Annotated in this window: 15 protein-coding genes; 2 read left to right on the forward strand and 13 right to left on the reverse strand. The window is 62.4% G+C overall.

What is annotated here, in order from left to right; all coding sequences use genetic code 11:
• Positions 1 to 315 precede the first annotated feature (315 nt).
• Positions 316 to 2,016 (reverse strand): long-chain fatty acid--CoA ligase, encoded by a 1,701-nt coding sequence (locus QTL96_RS17655; protein ID WP_289728596.1) that lies wholly within the window; start codon positions 2,014 to 2,016, stop codon positions 316 to 318.
• A gap of 267 nt (positions 2,017 to 2,283) precedes the next feature.
• Between QTL96_RS17655 and QTL96_RS17660 the strand changes: the two genes are divergently transcribed.
• A complete protein-coding gene (locus tag QTL96_RS17660) occupies positions 2,284 to 2,676 on the forward strand; it encodes a PRC-barrel domain-containing protein (RefSeq protein WP_018898279.1) in 393 nt (130 codons plus the stop codon).
• Between the two features lie 107 nt (positions 2,677 to 2,783).
• Here the strand turns inward: QTL96_RS17660 and QTL96_RS17665 are convergent, their stop codons facing one another.
• The 6 genes from QTL96_RS17665 to QTL96_RS17690 form a co-directional block, all read right to left on the reverse strand.
• Positions 2,784 to 5,237 carry a glycoside hydrolase family 2 protein gene (locus QTL96_RS17665; RefSeq protein ID WP_289728597.1) on the reverse strand — a complete coding sequence of 818 codons (2,454 nt, stop codon included), beginning with the start codon at positions 5,235 to 5,237 and terminating at the stop codon, positions 2,784 to 2,786.
• 9 nt (positions 5,238 to 5,246) lie between these two features.
• Entirely contained in the window at positions 5,247 to 5,642 is a 396-nt protein-coding gene (locus QTL96_RS17670) for a VOC family protein (RefSeq protein ID WP_026282962.1), read from the reverse strand.
• Positions 5,643 to 5,687: 45 nt separating this feature from the next.
• Positions 5,688 to 6,437, reverse strand: a complete 750-nt coding sequence (locus QTL96_RS17675; RefSeq protein ID WP_289728598.1) for an ABC transporter permease — start codon at positions 6,435 to 6,437, stop codon at positions 5,688 to 5,690.
• Positions 6,434 to 7,378 (reverse strand): ABC transporter ATP-binding protein, encoded by a 945-nt coding sequence (locus QTL96_RS17680; RefSeq protein WP_289728599.1) that lies wholly within the window; start codon positions 7,376 to 7,378, stop codon positions 6,434 to 6,436. Before QTL96_RS17680 ends, QTL96_RS17675 begins: the two co-directional genes overlap by 4 nt.
• Positions 7,375 to 8,541 carry an ABC transporter permease gene (locus QTL96_RS17685; protein ID WP_289728600.1) on the reverse strand — a complete coding sequence of 389 codons (1,167 nt, stop codon included), beginning with the start codon at positions 8,539 to 8,541 and terminating at the stop codon, positions 7,375 to 7,377. Before QTL96_RS17685 ends, QTL96_RS17680 begins: the two co-directional genes overlap by 4 nt.
• 64 nt (positions 8,542 to 8,605) lie before the next feature.
• Positions 8,606 to 9,514 (reverse strand): ABC transporter substrate-binding protein, encoded by a 909-nt coding sequence (locus QTL96_RS17690; protein ID WP_113235887.1) that lies wholly within the window; start codon positions 9,512 to 9,514, stop codon positions 8,606 to 8,608.
• A 286-nt stretch (positions 9,515 to 9,800) separates the two neighbouring features.
• On the opposite strand from QTL96_RS17690, the gene QTL96_RS17695 reads away from it, so the two are divergent.
• Positions 9,801 to 10,523 carry a copper homeostasis protein CutC gene (locus tag QTL96_RS17695; RefSeq protein ID WP_289728601.1) on the forward strand — a complete coding sequence of 241 codons (723 nt, stop codon included), beginning with the start codon at positions 9,801 to 9,803 and terminating at the stop codon, positions 10,521 to 10,523.
• Here QTL96_RS17695 and QTL96_RS17700 read toward each other — a convergent pair.
• The 6 genes from QTL96_RS17700 to QTL96_RS17725 form a co-directional block, all read right to left on the reverse strand.
• Entirely contained in the window at positions 10,520 to 11,536 is a 1,017-nt protein-coding gene (locus QTL96_RS17700; protein ID WP_289728602.1) for a zinc-binding alcohol dehydrogenase family protein, read from the reverse strand. The genes QTL96_RS17695 and QTL96_RS17700 overlap by 4 nt on opposite strands.
• Before the next feature lie 60 nt (positions 11,537 to 11,596).
• Positions 11,597 to 12,571 (reverse strand): ABC transporter permease, encoded by a 975-nt coding sequence (locus QTL96_RS17705; RefSeq protein WP_113196552.1) that lies wholly within the window; start codon positions 12,569 to 12,571, stop codon positions 11,597 to 11,599.
• A 26-nt stretch (positions 12,572 to 12,597) separates the two neighbouring features.
• On the reverse strand, positions 12,598 to 14,151 hold the full coding sequence (locus tag QTL96_RS17710) for a sugar ABC transporter ATP-binding protein (RefSeq protein ID WP_113009845.1): 1,554 nt from the start codon (positions 14,149 to 14,151) through the stop codon (positions 12,598 to 12,600).
• Between the two features lie 117 nt (positions 14,152 to 14,268).
• A complete protein-coding gene (locus QTL96_RS17715; RefSeq protein ID WP_113009846.1) occupies positions 14,269 to 15,255 on the reverse strand; it encodes an ABC transporter substrate-binding protein in 987 nt (328 codons plus the stop codon).
• A gap of 350 nt (positions 15,256 to 15,605) precedes the next feature.
• Positions 15,606 to 16,052, reverse strand: coding sequence for an RbsD/FucU domain-containing protein (locus tag QTL96_RS17720; protein WP_112981972.1), 447 nt, complete (start codon positions 16,050 to 16,052; stop codon positions 15,606 to 15,608).
• An 11-nt stretch (positions 16,053 to 16,063) separates the two neighbouring features.
• Positions 16,064 to 17,083, reverse strand: coding sequence for an aldo/keto reductase (locus tag QTL96_RS17725; RefSeq protein WP_289728603.1), 1,020 nt, complete (start codon positions 17,081 to 17,083; stop codon positions 16,064 to 16,066).
• Positions 17,084 to 17,087 lie beyond the last annotated feature (4 nt).

Raw genomic sequence — 17,087 nt, forward strand, 5'->3', positions numbered from 1 at the left:
CGCTTGATGCGCCAGCGCAGTCGGGCTATATTGGAGAGGTTGCAGGCGGAGCGGTAACTCCACCTGCTGCGCTTATGTTCTTTGGAATGTGACCCGGACGCTGAGTGACCAGCTCGTCCGGGTTTTCCTTACCATAAGCGTGACGCTAAGCGGTCGAAACCACATGTCATCACCTCCCGTTCTGATAGCAAGGCTCTTGCCGAAGTCGGCGCGGCCCATCCTCGCCGATAGGCCGCATTGCCGCGACCTGTGCTGCTTCTGCCTCAAAACAAGCGGATAGCAGCACAGTTTTGGGTTGTGCTCAATTGCGAAATATTACGCGCGCAGATCCTTGCGCAGGATCTTGCCGACCGGCGATTTCGGCAGCTCGGTGCGGAACTCGATGAAGCGTGGCCGCTTGTAGTTGGTAAGGTTGGCCGCGCAGTGCGCCTTCACATCCGCTTCCGTCAGATCAGGATCCTTGCGCACCACGAAAAGCTTCACCGCCTCGCCGGAGTGCCCATCGGCCACGCCAACGGCTGCGGCTTCCAGGATGCCAGGGTGCATCGCCGCCACTTCCTCGATCTCGTTCGGATAGACGTTGAAGCCCGAGACGAGGATCATGTCCTTCTTGCGGTCGACGATCTTGGTGTAGCCGCGGGCATCCATGAAGCCCATGTCGCCGGTGCGGAAATAGCCGTCGGGGGTCATGGCGCGCGCCGTCTCATCCGGCTTGTTCCAGTAACCGGCCATCACCTGTGGCCCGCGAATGCAAATCTCACCGACCTCGCCGAGCGGCAGCGACGCGCCGTCCTCGTTGCGGATATCGAGATCGGTGGAGGAGATCGGCAGGCCGATCGCGCCGGTGAATTCGGGCGAATCGAAGCGGTTGGCGGTGGCGACGGGCGATGTCTCGGAAAGCCCGTATCCCTCGGTAATATGGTTGCCGGTAATCGTCAGCCAGCGCTCCGCCACCGGCCGCTGCACGGCCATGCCGCCACCCAGCGAAATCACCAGCGAGGAGAAATCCACCTTGGCGAATTCAGGGTTGTTCATCAGCGCGTTGAACAGCGTGTTGAGCCCGGGGAAAACATGGACGTTGGATTTCGAGAATTCGCGCACCAGGGCAGGGATGTCGCGCGGGTTGGCGACGAGGATGTTGTGCGCGCCAAGCGACATGCCCATCAGCGAATTCACCGTCAGCGCGAAGATATGGTAGAGCGGCAGCGCGCAGAGGAAGTTCAGCACATCTGGCCGCTGGCGCTTCTCGAAGGCGGATTTCAGCCAGAGTTCCAGCTGCAGCTTGTTCGACAAGAGGTTCTTGTGCGTGAGCACCGCACCCTTGGCGATGCCAGTCGTGCCACCGGTATATTGCAGGAAGGCGATGTCGCTGCCGACAAGACCTGATGGTTTCAGCGCCGCGCCGTCACCCTCACCAAGCACCTGCTTGAATGTCTTGTGTCGGGGGATCGACCAGGCGGGAACGAGCTTCTTCACCTTGCGCACGAGAAGATTGACGATCAGCCCCTTGGCGCCCAGCATTTCGCCGAGCGAGGTCACCACAACATGGCGCACATCGGTATGGCCGAGCACGTGCTGGACGGTATGGGCGAAGTTTTCCAGAACGAAGATCGCCTTGGCGCCGGCATCGCGCAGCTGATGTTCCAGTTCGCGTGGCGTATAGAGCGGGTTGACGTTCACCACCACGAGCCCGGCGCGCAGGATGCCGTAGACGGCGATCGGGTTCTGCAGCACGTTCGGCATCATCACCGCGACGCGATCACCCTTCTGCAGGCCGCTTGCCTGCAGCCATGCGGCGATCTTGCGCGTCTGGCTTTCCAGCTGGCGGTAGGTGAGCGTCTTGCCCATGCTGGAAAAGGCGATGCGGTCGGCATAGCGCGCGCAGGATTTCTCAAGCAGCTCCGCCAGTGATTCGTATTCCAGCGGCGGAAGCTCGGCCGGTACGATCGCCGGATAGGTGGCAAGCCACGGCTTGTCGGGCCTTTCACCGCCAGGATGGGCGGAAATGCTGTTCATCGTGTCTCTCTCCCTGTCGCTGCCGGCGGGGCGCCCGTCGAAACTATTGGATGATCCTCCATCCTCCAATACGGCAGCTTATGTCATTGCTCGAATGGTTCAAGCAGCATCAGGCTACAATAACCTTGACGTAAACGTCAATATTGCGACGCCCGCCAAAATTGCGGATCAAATTCGGGAACAACGGGCATCGGGCGACGTTTTCAGTTCACACGCTTGGCACAACAACCGCCAGGCACGAGGAACCAACCGAAAGGGAGTAGAGACATGCTGCAACAGGACAACGACAAAACCCTCCGTGACCCGAACGTCAAGGATACGCACTCGCTGATCGCCAGCGACCGCGTTGAAGGCACCCGCGTCTACGGTGCCGATGGCAAGCACATCGGCTCGATCGAGCGCCTGATCCTCGGTAAGAGGGATGGCCGCGTCGCCTATGCCGTGCTGAGCTTCGGCGGCTTCATGGGCATCGGTCACGATCACTACCCGCTGCCCTGGGACAAGCTGTCCTACGACACGCAGCTGGATGGCTACCGCATCGACCTGACCAAGGAACAGATCGAAGGCGCGCCAAGCTACGCGGATGATGACGACACCTGGTACAACGATAACGGCCGCCGGGTCTACGATTACTACGGCGTGCCGCCCTACTGGATGTAAGTCTCCCGCGAGGCCGGAACGGAAGGGTCCCGCCGCGTGCGGGACCCACCGACGGCCACAAAAACCTCCGGCGAGAGCCGGAGGTTTTTGCATTGCATTGGCCTATCTCAACCCGCTGAAACGAGATCGTTGGCCGAGCGCAGCACCGTCCCAACCACAATATCAGCCACACCCATCGCCGCCCGCGTCTCCACTTCGAACACATGCGTTTCGCCCGGCAAAAGCGTGATCAGCATCGTATCCACCACCGCATCCGGATCGAGACGATCAGCCATAAGGCAGAGATCCTTCAGCAGGCTGACGGCAGTCACCGCGACCGCGTAACCGCCCTCGCGCTTGCTGACCTCGATCCTCATCTCCGGCTTCGGCAGCTTGAGGTCGATATCCTGGACGAAATAGTGAAACGCCCGCCGGTCGAGCATGTCGACCACGACCATTTCATTGCCGGGATCGCTGGCGGTGGCGATATCCTGAGGCAGCGTGAATGCCTTCGCCTCGAACCGGTCGCAAAGCAGCCGCCAGAATTCGAACTCGGCAAGCACAGTCCCATCAAGTCGCAGCCGTTTGCCCGAAATCTTCGCCCGCCAGAACAGCGTCCGCTCGTTGACGGCAACGGCCGCAAGCCCGCCGTCACGCGGCTGGATCGTCAGAAGCCGGGGATCGAAAGCCTGTCGCATGGCGTACCACAGCGGCTTGCGCCGCCCGGCCGAATCCAGCGCCGCCCAGGAGGTCACCGGCCAGCAATCGTTGAACTGCCAGACGACGGCGCCCTTGCAGATATCGCGGTGCGAGCGCATGTGCTCGACCGCGAAGCGGATGGCGCGGGCCTGGTTTAGTTGCGTGGCGAAATGCCAGTCGTTCATCGTTTGCGGCTCGGGCAGATGGCCGGCCAGGCCACGGATCAGCTTGTCATTGCCTTGCGTCGCCTTCTGATGATGGAAGACGCCGTTGGAGATCGGCGTCAGCGGCGCGTCGTGCACGCTCTCTTCCAGCGTCGCCCAGTTGGGCGGCGCCTGCCAGCCGAATTCCGAGCAGAAGCGCGGGATATAGTTGCGGTAGACCTCGTAGCCCACGTCGTTCCACACATCCCAGATGTGCTTGCACCCATGCGCATCTGCATTCGGCTCGATCTCCATCGTGCCTGAATAGGGGCTGCCGGGGTAGTAGGGTCGCTCGGGATCGAGCTCGGCGCAGAGCCCCGGCAGGATATCGAGATAGTAGCCGAGCCCCCAGCTCTCGCCCTCCTTGATGATCGGCCGCCAGCCCCACTCGTCGAAGCCCCAGATATTCTCGTTGTTGCCGTTCCAGACGATCAGCGAGGGATGCGGCATCAGCCGCGCGACGTTGTCGCGCACCTCCGCCTCGACCTCGCCACGGAGCGGCTCTTCCTCGGGATAGGAGGCGCAGGCAAACAGGAAATCCTGCCACACCAGCATGCCCACGCGGTCGCACTCCTCGTAGAATTCATCCCGCTCGAAGATACCGCCGCCCCATACCCGCAAAAGGTTGATGTTGGCGGCCTTCGCCTCGTCGATCCGCGAAGCATAGCGCTCGGCCGTGACCCGCGATGGGAAGCAATCGTCGGGGATCCAGTTGGCGCCGCAGAGAAACAGCGGCACATCGTTGATCACGAAGGTGAAGGCCGAGCCATGCTCGTCCGCGGAGGTGTCGAGCCGCACCGAGCGGAAGCCGATCTGTTTGGCGTAATCGTCGAGCAACTCACCGCTCTCGCCGTCGCGCAGTTCGATTTGCAGCGGATAAAGCGGCTGCGCGCCGAGATGATGCGGCCACCAGATTTGCGGCGAAGGCACGCGCACCTGGAAGCGGACCTCGTCGGTACCGGCCGCGACGATCTCGCTATGTGTGACGCCGCCGATGCTGGCCGTGAGGTGGCAGTCGCCGGCGTCACCCGCGCGCGTGATCTTTGCGCGAACCGTTACCAGCCCGTCTCCACCGGCAAGCGTCGCCGAAACCAGCGTCTCGGCAAGCCGCGCCTTCGCCCAGCGTTCCAGCCGTACTGCCTTCCATATCCCCGCCGTCACCAGCGTCGGTCCCCAGTCCCAGCCGAAATTGCACGCCATCTTGCGCATGAGGTTGCCGGGGCCGGGATAGTTGTTCGGCCGGTAGCCGTAATGCGCTTCCATCTCCGCGCCATAGGCATAGGCCGAGCGGAAGGTCACGACCAGCTCGTTGCCTTCGGCTTTCAGCCGATCGGAAACGTCGAAGCGGTAGGTCCGGTGCATGTTGAACGTCTGGCCGATCTCTTCGCCATTGAGCGAGATCGTCGCCACCGTATCCAGCCCGTCGAAGACAAGCTCCTGCACGAGATCGGCATCGGGCGATGCGTCGAAGCGGCAACGGTAGGTCCAGTCCTCGCGGCCGATCCAGTCATTGGTGATCTCGTTGACGTCGACATAGGGGTCGGGGATCAGCCGGCTTGCCAGTAGGTCAAGATGCACGCATCCGGGCACATGCGCCGGCACTGTTTTCGGCAGATCCGGCTTTCCTGCAACGTTGCAGTTGAGGGTCCAGCCGGTATACAGGTCTGTCTTGGAAATCATCTGGTTCTCTTAGAGGTAGCGGCCGTGGCGCTGCAGGACTTCGATCTTGTAGCCGTCGGGATCGGTGATGAAGAAGAACAGGGCAAGCAGTTTGCCGTCGCGGTTGAGCTCAACAAGCTTGCCGGGATTGAGCCCGGCTTCCGTGAGCCGCTTGTGCTCGACGGCGACCTCGTCGACCGACACCGCCAGATGCCCGTAGCCGTCGCCGAGATTATAGGGTTCAACGCGGCCCTTGTTGATGGTCAGCTCCAGCTCGAAGCCGGTCTCGCGGTTGCTGAGATAGATCAGCGTGAAGGTGTCGAAATCGATGCGGTCGGCGACCTCGAGCCCGAAGACCTTGCCGTAGAATTCGACCGAGCGCGCTTCGTCGAGAACGCGGATCATCGAGTGAATCATCTTGGCCAAGGCTGCCTCCATCGTGCGTATCAGGCCGCTTTGGTAGCTGCTGCCTTAGGCGGTGCGCAAGCCCATTCTTCGCGTCATCGCGCTTTCCACCAATCCCACCGCATCATAGATCAACAGCGCCATCAGGCCGACGATCAGGCCGCCCTGCAGGATGAAGGCGGTGTTGTCGGATATCAGCCCGGCGATGATCACTTCGCCCAGCCCCTTGGCGGCCACCGTCGAGCCGATCGTCGCCGTGCCGATATTGATCACGGTCGCCACCTTCACGCCCTCGATGATCAGCGGCAGCGCCAGTGGCAGCTCTACCTGAAACAGCCGCTGCGTCGGGTTCATGCCCATGCCGTCGGCGGCATCGAGCACGGCGGGGGAGACCTGTCGCAGGCCGGAGATGGTGTTTTCGAAGATCGGCAGTAGCCCGTAGAGAAACAGCGCCACCAGCGTCGGCCCGGCGCCGAAGCCCATGGCCGGCACCGCCAGCGCCAGCACAGCGACCGGTGGAAAGGTCTGTCCGGCATTGGCGATGGCGCGCGTCAGCGGCAGGAAATCGGCGCCGCTCCGCCGCGTCACGAAGACCCCGCCCAGAATGGCGACCACGGCGCTCCCGACAATCGAGATCAGCACCAGCTGCAGATGCCCGAGCGCCAGAAGCGGCAGGCTGCTTTGCGTGTAGACGGCGGGCGCGTTGTTCTTGGTGAGCGGCGTCAGCAGGAAGGACAGCCACTCCGTCCGGAACAACAGGATCAGGAGCAGGACCAGCGCCGCGACGCGAAAGAGATTGGCGGTGAGGAGCTTCATTCCTTGCGGCCCAGCTCCAGGAGATGCGACATCGAGATCGACCCGATCGCCGCCTTCTTCTCGTTCTCGACGGCGGCTTCGTCGATCCCCTGCCAGATCATTTCGGCCAGCGCGTCGCGCAGGCTGAGCGACTGCGGCAGGCCGTGGTCGAGCCCGGCCTTGGCCGGCGCCATGCCCGATGTCAGCGGCAGCAGCGACATGCGCTTCAGCGCCCGGTCGGTCGTCCCGGTCAGTTGCTGCACGAAGGGGTCGGCGGGCTCGGTGATGATCTTCTCCGGCGTCGAATATTGCAGCAGCCTGCCGCCGCGCATCACCGCGATCCGGTTGCTGAGGTGGAAGGCCTCGTCCATGTCGTGGGTGACGAGAATGATCGTCGTGCCGAACTGCTTCTGGATCGCCAGAAGATCGTCCTGCGCCTTGCCGCGAATGACCGGATCGAGCGCGCCGAAGGGCTCGTCCATGATCAGCACCTCCGGCCCCGCGGCCAACGCCCGCGCAACGCCGACGCGCTGCTGCTCGCCGCCGGAAAGCTGATGCGGATATTTCCTGGCGAAGGATTTGGGGTCGAGATTGAATAGGCCGAGCAGTTCGTCGACGCGGGCGTCGATCCTGCCGCGCTCCCAGCCGAGCAGCTGCGGCACGGTCGCAATGTTTTGCGCCACCGTACGGTGCGGAAATAGCCCGTTGCCCTGGATCACGTAGCCGATATTGCGGCGCAGTTCCGTCTCCGGCACATCGGCCACGTTGCGCCCGCCGACGCGGATTTCGCCCGAGGTCATCGGCACCAGCCGGTTGATCATCCGGATCAGCGTCGACTTGCCGGACCCTGAGGTTCCGACGATGACGGTGATCTCTCCCTTCTCGACCGCCATCGACACATTGTCGACCACGGTCGTATCGCCGTAGCGCTTCGTGACGTTGCGGATGTCGATCATGCTCATGCGGCAGGTCCCCGTATGCTGTCGGCGACCGCATCGAGAATGACGGCCGAAGAGAAGGCGAATATGACGGTCGGCACGGCGCCGAGGAGAACGAGGTCCATGGCCGTCTGGCCAAGCCCCTGGAATATGAAGACGCCGAAGCCGCCACCACCGATCAGCGCCGCCACCGTTACCAGCCCGATCGCCTGCACGAGCACGATGCGGATACCTGTGAGGATGACCGGCAGCGCCAGCGGCAGGTCGATACCGGTAAGGATCTGGCGGCGCGTCAGCCCCATGCCGGCTGCGGCGTCGCGCACGGCGGGGTCGACACCCTCGAGGCCGACAACGGTGTTGGCCACGATCGGCAGCAGCGAATAAAGCACCAGCGTGATCAGGGCGGGTGCCGCGCCGATGCCGCTGATCCCGATCGCTGCCGCCAAGGGAACATGCGCCGCGAGATAGCCGAGCGGTAGCATCAGCAGGCCGAAGAGCGCGAGGCTCGGGATCGTCTGGATCAGGCTCAGCCCCTGCAAGAGCGCCGCCCGAAGCTTGGGCACCCAGAAGCAGACGATGCCAAGCGGCAGCCCGATCGCCACCGAGATCGCCAGCGACCCGAAGGCCAACTGCACATGCGTCCATGCCTCGGCCCAGAACTGGTCGCCGCGGTTGGCGAATTCGCGCATGATCGAGAGACTGTCGAGCAGCCCCGACCAGAGAAAAACACCGAGCAGACAGACGTAAGCCGCAAGCGCCGCGACCCGCATCCACGGCTTCAGCCGCACCTTCACCAGCGCATCCGATATGATCAGCGATGTGACCGCGAGCAGCACCCAGAAGCCGCCGCCCGGCGTCATGCGCGCCGCCGTGCTGCCCTCTGGCGTAAACGACGTCGCCACGAAGCCGATCGCCGCCAGCAATGCCGCCAGACAGAGCGTCGAGATCGCAAGCCGCGCATAGGCGTTTTCGAGAAACAGCACCGCGCAGGCCGAGAAAACGAGGAGCAGGGTGAGGATGATGGCGGAGGGCTGGTCCAGAAGCTGCATCAGCAACATCGGCTTGCCCGATGCGATCCGGTTCGCCTTCACGTAGATGAATGGCAGCAATGCCGCCGCCGCGACGCCCGCGACGACGAGAACGACGCCGAGCCGGTCCAGTCTGCGGACCGCTAAGGTTTCTTCCATCGATCCATCCCAGCCTGGAAGGAAAACGGCTCCGCATCCACTGCTGGACGCGGAGCGTCGGCGATTACTTCAGGAAGCCTTTTTCCTTCAGATAGGCCTCGGCGACGCTCTTCGCCGGCTCGCCATCGACCTGGATCTTGCCGTTCAGCTTGCGCAGTTCGTCGGCCGTCAGGCTCTTGAAGATCGGCGCCAGGATCTCTTCGATCTTTGGGTTCGCCTTCAGCACCTCCTCGCGGATGATCGGCGTTGGCGCATAGACCTGCTGCACGCTCTTGTCGTCTTCGAGCACGGTGAGCTCGGCGGCCTCGATCGCGCCATCCGTGCCGTAGACCATGGCGGAATTGGCGCCATTCGTCTGGTCGGCGGCGGCCTTGATCGTGGCAGCGGTATCACCGCCCGAGAGCACGATTTCCTGCTCCGGCTTCAGCGTGAACCCATAGGTCGTCTGGAATGCGGGCAGCGCGCCGGCGGTGTTGACGAACTCGGCCGATGCCACCAGCTTCGCCTCGCCGCCACCGGAAACCCACTTGCCGAAATCGGACATGCTCTTCAGGTTATTTTTCCCGGCAACGTCGTTGCGCACGGCGATCGCCCATGTATTGTTGGCGGGCGAGGGCGTCAGCCAGACGATCTTGTTGGCGTCGTAATCCAGCTTCTTGGCCATGTCGTAGCCCTGCTGGATATTCTTCCAGGCCGCATCGTCGGGCTTGTTGAAGAAGAAGCCGGCATTGCCGGTGTATTCGGGATAGATGTCGATCTCGCCTGCGGTGATGGCCTTGCGCACCACGGGCGTGGCGCCGAGCGCGATGCGGTCCTTCGTCTTGATGCCGTTGGCGTTCAGCGCCAGCGCGATCACGTTGCCGAGCAGCGTGCCCTCCGTGTCGATCTTAGACGACACCACGACATCCGCGGCCTGCACCGCACCTGCCGTCAGGGCACAGAGCGATACGGCAAGGGCTATTCTTTTCAGCATGACCATCCCCTTATTCCTTCAAAGGCGCGGAAAGCCTTGGCGCAAGGCGAACCGCTCGAAACTCCCCGGCGAAGACAGCGCGCTGTCGGCGACCGATCCAATGCGTAACTGACATAGTGTGCACGATTGAAAAATCGATGCGATTGCAAAAATACTGTTCACGACGATGTCCAATCGATCGATGATCGATTGCCTTCCGGTCTCCGCTCGCAAATCGGATACTTCGATGCTAACCGGAAGAGCAGGCTTCGGCTTGGACGATCATGAGATGACGAGGGAGGAAAGCGTGACAATCTTGCTTGAGGTATGCGTGGATAGCCCGCGCGGTCTGGCGGCGGCCATCGAAGGCGGTGCCGACCGTATCGAATTGTGCTCGGCGCTCGAAATTGGCGGGCTCACGCCTGTCGCCGGCATGATGAAAACGGCAGCTGCCGCACCCATCCCCGTCTACGCGATGATCCGCCCGCATGCCGGCCCTTTCGTGTTCGACGGCGGCGATGAAGCGGCGATGATGGCGGATATCGATGCCGTCAGAGCCTTCGGCCTCGCCGGTGTGGTCATCGGGGCAAACCTTGCGGATGGCACGCTCGACATGCCGCTGCTGCGCCGGTTGCAAGCGCACGCAGCCGGCCTCGGTTCGACGCTGCACCGCGCCTTCGATCTCGTTCCCGATCCCGACGCGGCACTGGAGCAGGCCGTCGAACTCGGCTGCGAGCGCATCCTCACCTCCGGCTGCATCCCCAAGGCCATCGATGGCCTGGAGACACTGGCGCGACTATCGAAGAAGGCGGCCGGGCGGATCTCGATCATGCCGGGCAGCGGCGTGCGTCCCGCCAACGCACCGCAGATCCTGCGCGCCACGGGCGCCCGCGAAATTCACGGCTCCTGCAGCTCGCCCGTCGCAAGCGTCGACCCCCGCGCGGTCGCCTTCGGCTTCGAGGCCGCGTCGCCCAACCGAACGGATGCGTCCATCGTGCGCCAGATGCGCGAGGCGATCGATAGTCTTTAGCCGACTTTGATGACGGCCTTGATCAGCCCGCTCTTTTCATGCGCCCAGCGCGCCAGATCGCGCGGCGCATCGGCAAGCGTCGTGCGGTGGGTGATCAGCCGATCCACCGGCACGAGGCCATTGGCGATCGAGGCCGCCACATGCTCGAAGTCGATTCGCGTCGCGTTTCGGCTGCCGATCACCATCATTTCGCGCTTGTGAAACTCGGGGTCGGAGAAGCGGATATCGTCCTTGACGACGCTGACCAGAACCAGCGCGCCGCCATGCGCGACGAACTGGAACGCCTTCTCCATCGAGGGACCATAGCCCGTCGCGTCGAAAACGACGTCGAAGCCATCCCCGCCGGTCTTCGCCTTCACCGCGTCGAGGCTCGCATCATTGGCGACGATGCCCGATGCGAAGCCGAAGCGCTCGGCCGCCATCTCCAGTCGCTCGGCGCTGGTGTCGAGCAGGGTCACGTCATGGCCGGCGATCCGCGAAAAGATCGCAGCCCCGAGACCGATCGGACCGGCGCCGATGACGAGCGCGCGCGAACCGGCGGGCGAAAGCGAGCGGCGTACGGCATGCGCCCCGATCGCCAGGAATTCCACCGTCGCCGCCGCCTCAAGACTCAGCCCCTGCGCCGCATAGAGATTGCCCGCAGGAACCGTGATCTCCTCGCAGAACGCCCCATCCGTGTGGACGCCGAGCACCTTGATGTCCGTGCAGCAATTCGCCTTGTCCTTGCGGCAGGCGACGCATCGGCCGCAGGAGATATACGGGTTGACGATCACAGGTGTGCCGACCGCGATCTCGACCCCTGCGCCGGTTTCCACTACGGTTGCCGAGATCTCGTGGCCCATCACCCGCGGATATTCGAGAAACGGATGCTTGCCCTCGAAGATATGGTAGTCGGTACCGCAGATGCCGACATGGCTGACGGCGAGCCGAGCCCAGCCGGCTTCAGGCGTGCCGGGAGAGGGGCGCTCGACGATTTCGAGAACACCCGGTTGTTGGCAAAGCACGGCTTTCATGACGGATCCTGCATTCTATTGAAAGGAAGCCGGCGAGTGGCCGGCTCCCTGTATTGGCATTTACGAGCTGCGGCGACGGCGCAGCTGATCGAAGTAGACGATCACGATGATCAAGAGACCGGTGATGATGCGCTGCCAGAACGAGTTGACGTTGAGCAGGTTCGCGCCGTTGTTGATCGTGGCCAGAATGAAGGCGCCGATCAGCGGACCATGCACGGAGCCGACCGCGCCGAACAGCGAGGTACCGCCGATAACCGACGAGGCGATCGCCTGCAGTTCCCAACCGTCCGCCTGCGTGGCGTTGCCGATGGCGATACGCGAGGCGAGCAGCACGCCGACGAAGGCCGCGAAAGTCGCCGACAGGATGTAGGCCATGTAGATGATGGCATTGACCCTGACACCCGACAGGCGCGCCGCTTCGCTGTTGGAGCCGACGGCGAAAAGATACCGACCCCAGCGGCTGAGATGCAGCAACACGTAGGATGGTATCGCGACCAGTATCACCATCCAGAACAGGCTCGGTATGCCGAGGAAGTCGGCGCGCGAGAAGTTGGAGAAGGCTTCGTTGGTGATGTTGATCGAGGAGCCGTTGGTGATGAGAAGTCCGAAGCCGCGCAGCGCCGTCAGGGTCGCTAGCGTGATGATAAAGGGCGGCAGCCCCATGTTCACGATGCCGAAGCCGTGGAAGGCGCCGATCGCCACGCCGAAAGCGAGCGTGATGAGGATCGCCGCCCACACGGGAACGCCGGCCTGCAAAAGCCAGGCCACGATGACACCCGCGAAGCCGACGATGGCGCCGACCGAAAGATCGATGCCGGCCGTGATGATGACGAAGGTTTCGCCAAGCGCGAGGATGGCGGTCATCGAACCCTGGCGCAGCAGGTTGCTGATGTTGAGCGGCGTCCAGAAGCTGTTGGTGGCGAGCCCGAGCGCTACCCAGAGCGCGACCAGCAGGCCGATCAACGTCAGCCCGAACAGGATGTTCACTTTACGCCGTTGCGGTGGCGCCGGAATATCGGTGGGGGTTACTGTCATTGTCTTTCTCCCTCTTATTCTTCTGCTCAGACGCCAATCGCTTCGCTGAGTACCTGTTCGTGTGACGCTTCGCGAAACCCATGGCTGGCCACGAGATTGCCGGTGCGGAACACATGAAGTTCGTCAGCCAGCTCGTAGACCTCGGGCAAATAGGATGAGATCAGGATGATACCGGCGCCTGATTGCAGCAAACGGGCAAAGAGCCGGTAGATTTCCGCCTTTGTGCCGACATCGACGCCGACAGTCGGCTCGTCGAAGATGAACAGTCGAGCGCCGTGGCTCAGCCATTTGCCGATGACCACCTTCTGCTGGTTGCCACCAGACATGGCAGAAACCAGCACCCTCCGGCTTGGCGTCTTGATCGACAGATCGCGTATCTGCTGATCCGCATTCTTCGCTTCGTCGGCAAGGCCGATGACGGGCCCCTTGCTCAGCCGCTTGAACACCGGCAGGTTGATGTTGAGGCCAATAGGCAGGTTGAGGCAAAGGCCCTGGTCGCGCCGGCTCTCCGGCGCCAGCGCAATGCCGAGCTCCATCGCCGTTCGTTCGTTCTTGATGTTGACCTTGCGCCCCATCCAGCTGATTTCGCCGGCGGTCGTCTTCTCGCGTCCGTAGAGCCCAAGCGCGAATTCGCTGCGTCCGGCGCCGATCAGCCCGTAAAGCCCGACGATCTGACCGGCTTTGACAGATAGCGAGATGTCCTTGAACCCCGGCCCCGAAAGGCCTCGCACATCGACGATCGTCTCGCCGATAGCGATATTTTCCTTGTGATAGACCTGCTCGATCGAGCGGTTGATCATCAGCGCGATCAGTTCGGTTTCATTCGTCTCGCCAATCAGGCGCGTGCCGACATGCGTTCCGTCGCGCAGCACCGACACGCGGTCGGCGAGCTCGAAAACCTCTTCCATGCGATGGCTGATATAGACGATCGTCACGCCTTCGCTCTGCAATCGACGTATCAGCTTGAAAAGCTGCGCGGATTCCTGACGCGTGAGATAGGCGGTCGGCTCGTCGAAGATGAGAAACTGGGTGCCGCGCATCGCGGCGCGCGCCGTGGCGACGAGTTGCTGCTGGCCGATCGTGAGATCGCTGAGCAGCGAGGCGGCCGGCAGGCCGAAGCCGAGATCGTCGAGAACGGTCTGCGCCATCTTGACCATCTGCTTCTTGCGCATCAGGCCGAATTTATTGACTTCGTCGCCAAGAAAGAGGTTGGCGGCGACGGTCAGATGCGGGCAGAGCACGACTTCCTGGTGAACGGCGTTGATGCCGCGGACAATGGCCTCATTGGGCGTCGCCAGCGCCACCGGATGACCGCACCAGACGATCTCGCCGGCGGTTCGGTTGATCACCCCGGTCAGAAGCTTGATCAGCGTGGATTTGCCGGCGCCGTTCTCGCCCACGATTGCGTGGATTTCGCCGGCCAGAAACGTCACTGTCGCCGGCTTGAGCGCCTGCACGTAGCCGTAATTCTTCTGCAGTCCCTTCAGTTCGAGGATGGGGGTGCCTGCGGCAATGCGGCTTGCCTCTCGCAGCTTGGCACTGTCGTCATCATGGCGATGACTGATCTCTTCCAGGCTCATGGATATCTCTCCTCCTCGACAATTCGCCGTCCTTCGCCAGCCGTCCGCGTTCCCGGAGCGGATCGTACATCGGCGAAGAGAGGCCGCGCGGGATCGCTCCAGCGCGGCCTTTTCCGATTACTTCAGCTTCGGATTGAGAAGCGCGTCGATCTTCGGATCAGACATGTTCGCCTTGGTCACCAGGTTCGCGCCGGTGTCGACGTTCTGCTCGACCTTCTCGCCCTTGGACACGGCAAGTGCGGTCTTGATGCCGTCGTAACCCATGCGATACGGATCCTGCACCACGAGGCCGGCAAGCGCGCCGTCCTTGAGGAAGCCGATGGTCTTGTCGTCGCTGTCGAAGCCGATGACCTTGACCTTGTCGCTGAGCTTGTTTTCAGCGATCGCCTGACCGACACCCTGCGCCATGATCAGGTTGGACGCGAACACGCCAACGATATTCGGGTTGGCGGTGATCAGGTCGGTCATGATGTTGAGGCCGGTCGTCGCCTGACCGTCGGCGTACTTGTCCGCAACCACCTTCAGGCCCGGATACTTGGTCTTGACCTGATCCAGGAAGCCTTCGCGGCGCTGTTCGAGCGAGCCGGCGCCGGGCGCGTTGGTAATGATGACGACATCGCCCTCATCCTTGCCGGTCATTTCCTTGATCGCAGCGGCAAGACCGTCGGCAGCGATACGGCCACCCTGGACGTTGTCGGTGGTCAGGAACGACTTGAAGGCCTTCGAGTCAGCGCCGGAATCGATGCCGATGATCGGAACGGACTTGGCGGCTTCGTCGATCGGCTTGCCGAGCGCCTTGAATTCGGTCGGCGAGATGACGATCGCGGCAGGCTTGCCGGCTACGGCGTTCTCGAGAATGCTGATCTGGCCGTTGACGTCGGTCTCAGCCTGGGCGCCGAGTTCCGGCACCTTGACGCCGAGATCGGTGCCGGCCTTGCGGGCGCCAGCCAGAACAATCTGCCAGTAGAAGGACGTGGTGTCCTTGACGATAATAGGAATGGTCACGTCTGCCGCAAAGGACGGCATCGGCACGGCTGTTGCCATGACGGCGGCGCCCGCGAGAGCGGTAAAGGTGCGACGCGAAAGAATGGACTTCATGCGCATGTTGGTTCTCCTCCAAGTGCGTTCTTCCTCCAGGAAATCTCTCGCGAACGCGAAAGAGAGACTTTTATCGATAAAAAACATTTACGAGTTCGAAGCTAGCCGAGGCCTGCCTTGTTTGCAAGACGGTGCCCGATAAGCCCTTTGGCTCTTTCCGGACCAGTCCCACACCCGTTTATCGATGAAGCCGCCGGCACGAATGCGCCGGCAACGCCCTATTCCCAATCCCGGTGCCGCTTTCTCCAAGGCCCGATGCCCCTCCAAGGCATCCGGCCTAAAAGCTCCCGAGTTCGATTTATGAAATATCGGTTCCGCGTAAATGTCAACACGGAACGTTTATTCCGTTTCTCCTCTTATCCCCAGAAGACCTCGTCCGGTAGCACGACGCCTTTCTTTAGGATGATGTTGCCATAGAGCCGAAACTCTGTGGTCGCGACGATATAAGCGGCCTTGCGCGACCGTTCGTAGAAGGCAAAACGCTCAAGCGTCGAAATGCCGAAATCGCCGGCGCGCTTGGACACAATGGTCTGAAATTCCTTGCAAACCTCGGGCACGGCGGTCGGATCGCCCACCACTTCCATGACCCAGGCCGATTCCGGCACGAATGTATCGAGCGGCATATGCGTCAGGATCGCTTCGGCCATGGTCGTGGCACTGACGCCATCGGCGCGGATCATTTCCGGGCCCATGGAAAAAGACGGGAAGTTGGCGTCGGCGATGACGATCTCGTCCCCATGGCCCATGCGCGCGATGGCGCAAAGCAGATCGGGGCTGAGGACGGGATGAATTCCTTTAAGCATTCTGTTTTTCCTTAAACGCGAACAGCATCGTCGCCGAGTGGCGGCGCAACGAGGGTGAAGCTATCGAATTCCGGATAGATCGTCTCCGGCAAAATCGGTGAGAACAGGTCCATGTTGCGCGTCACGCTGGATGCCTTGCCCGTGCCGATCAGCACCGACGACACGAGCGGCTCGCGCAGCGCGAACTGCAGCGCCGGCGCGGCCAGCGATACACCGTTTCTGGCTGCGACCGCTTCCATGCCGCGCACCTTGGCGAGCACCTCTTCGGTCGCCGGCATATAGTCGAAATTCGACCCCGCCACCGCACCGGTCGCGAGAATACCGGAGTTGAAGACACCGCCGACCACAAGCGACGTCCCCTTCTTGCGGCAGAGCGGCAGCAGTTCGGCCTCAGCCGAGCGGTCGAGCAGCGTGTAGCGCCCGGCCATCAGGATGCAGTCGATATCGGCATTGCGCATCACGTCGAGGCAGACGGGCACCTCGTTGACGCCGAGCCCGAAGGCCTTGATCGCGCCCGATCTCTTCAGTTCTTCCAGTGCCTTGATACCGGTATCGAGGAACTGCTTGAGATAGACGGCATTCTTCGCCGCGCCATGCGTATAGCCGCCGATATCGTGGACATAGAGGATATCGATCCGGTTCAGCCCCAGCCGCGCATAGCTGAATTCGACCGAGCGCATGATGCCGTCATAGGAGTAGTCGTAGTCGGCATCGAAGGAGAGCGGATCGACATAGGAGTAGTCGGGAACCGTCCCCGTCGGCACCGGGCGCAGCAGCCGCCCGACCTTGGTGGAGAGCACCCATTCGCTTTCCGGCTTGCCGCGCAGAAAATCGCCGACGTGGCGCTCGCCGAGCCCCAATCCATACCAGGGCGCGACGTCGAAATAGCGGATGCCGCTATCCCATGCCGCGTCGAGCGTTTGCATTGCCTGTTCGCGCGGGCAGGCGCGGTAGAGGCCGCCAAGGGCTGCGGCGCCGAAGCTCACTTCGGTCACCTCAAGCTCGGTCCGGCCGATCCTCCTCGTCTTCATCATT

Origin of the sequence: Rhizobium sp. S163, from assembly GCF_030380805.1 — a bacterium.
In the GTDB taxonomy this organism is placed as follows: Bacteria; Pseudomonadota; Alphaproteobacteria; order Rhizobiales; family Rhizobiaceae; genus Rhizobium.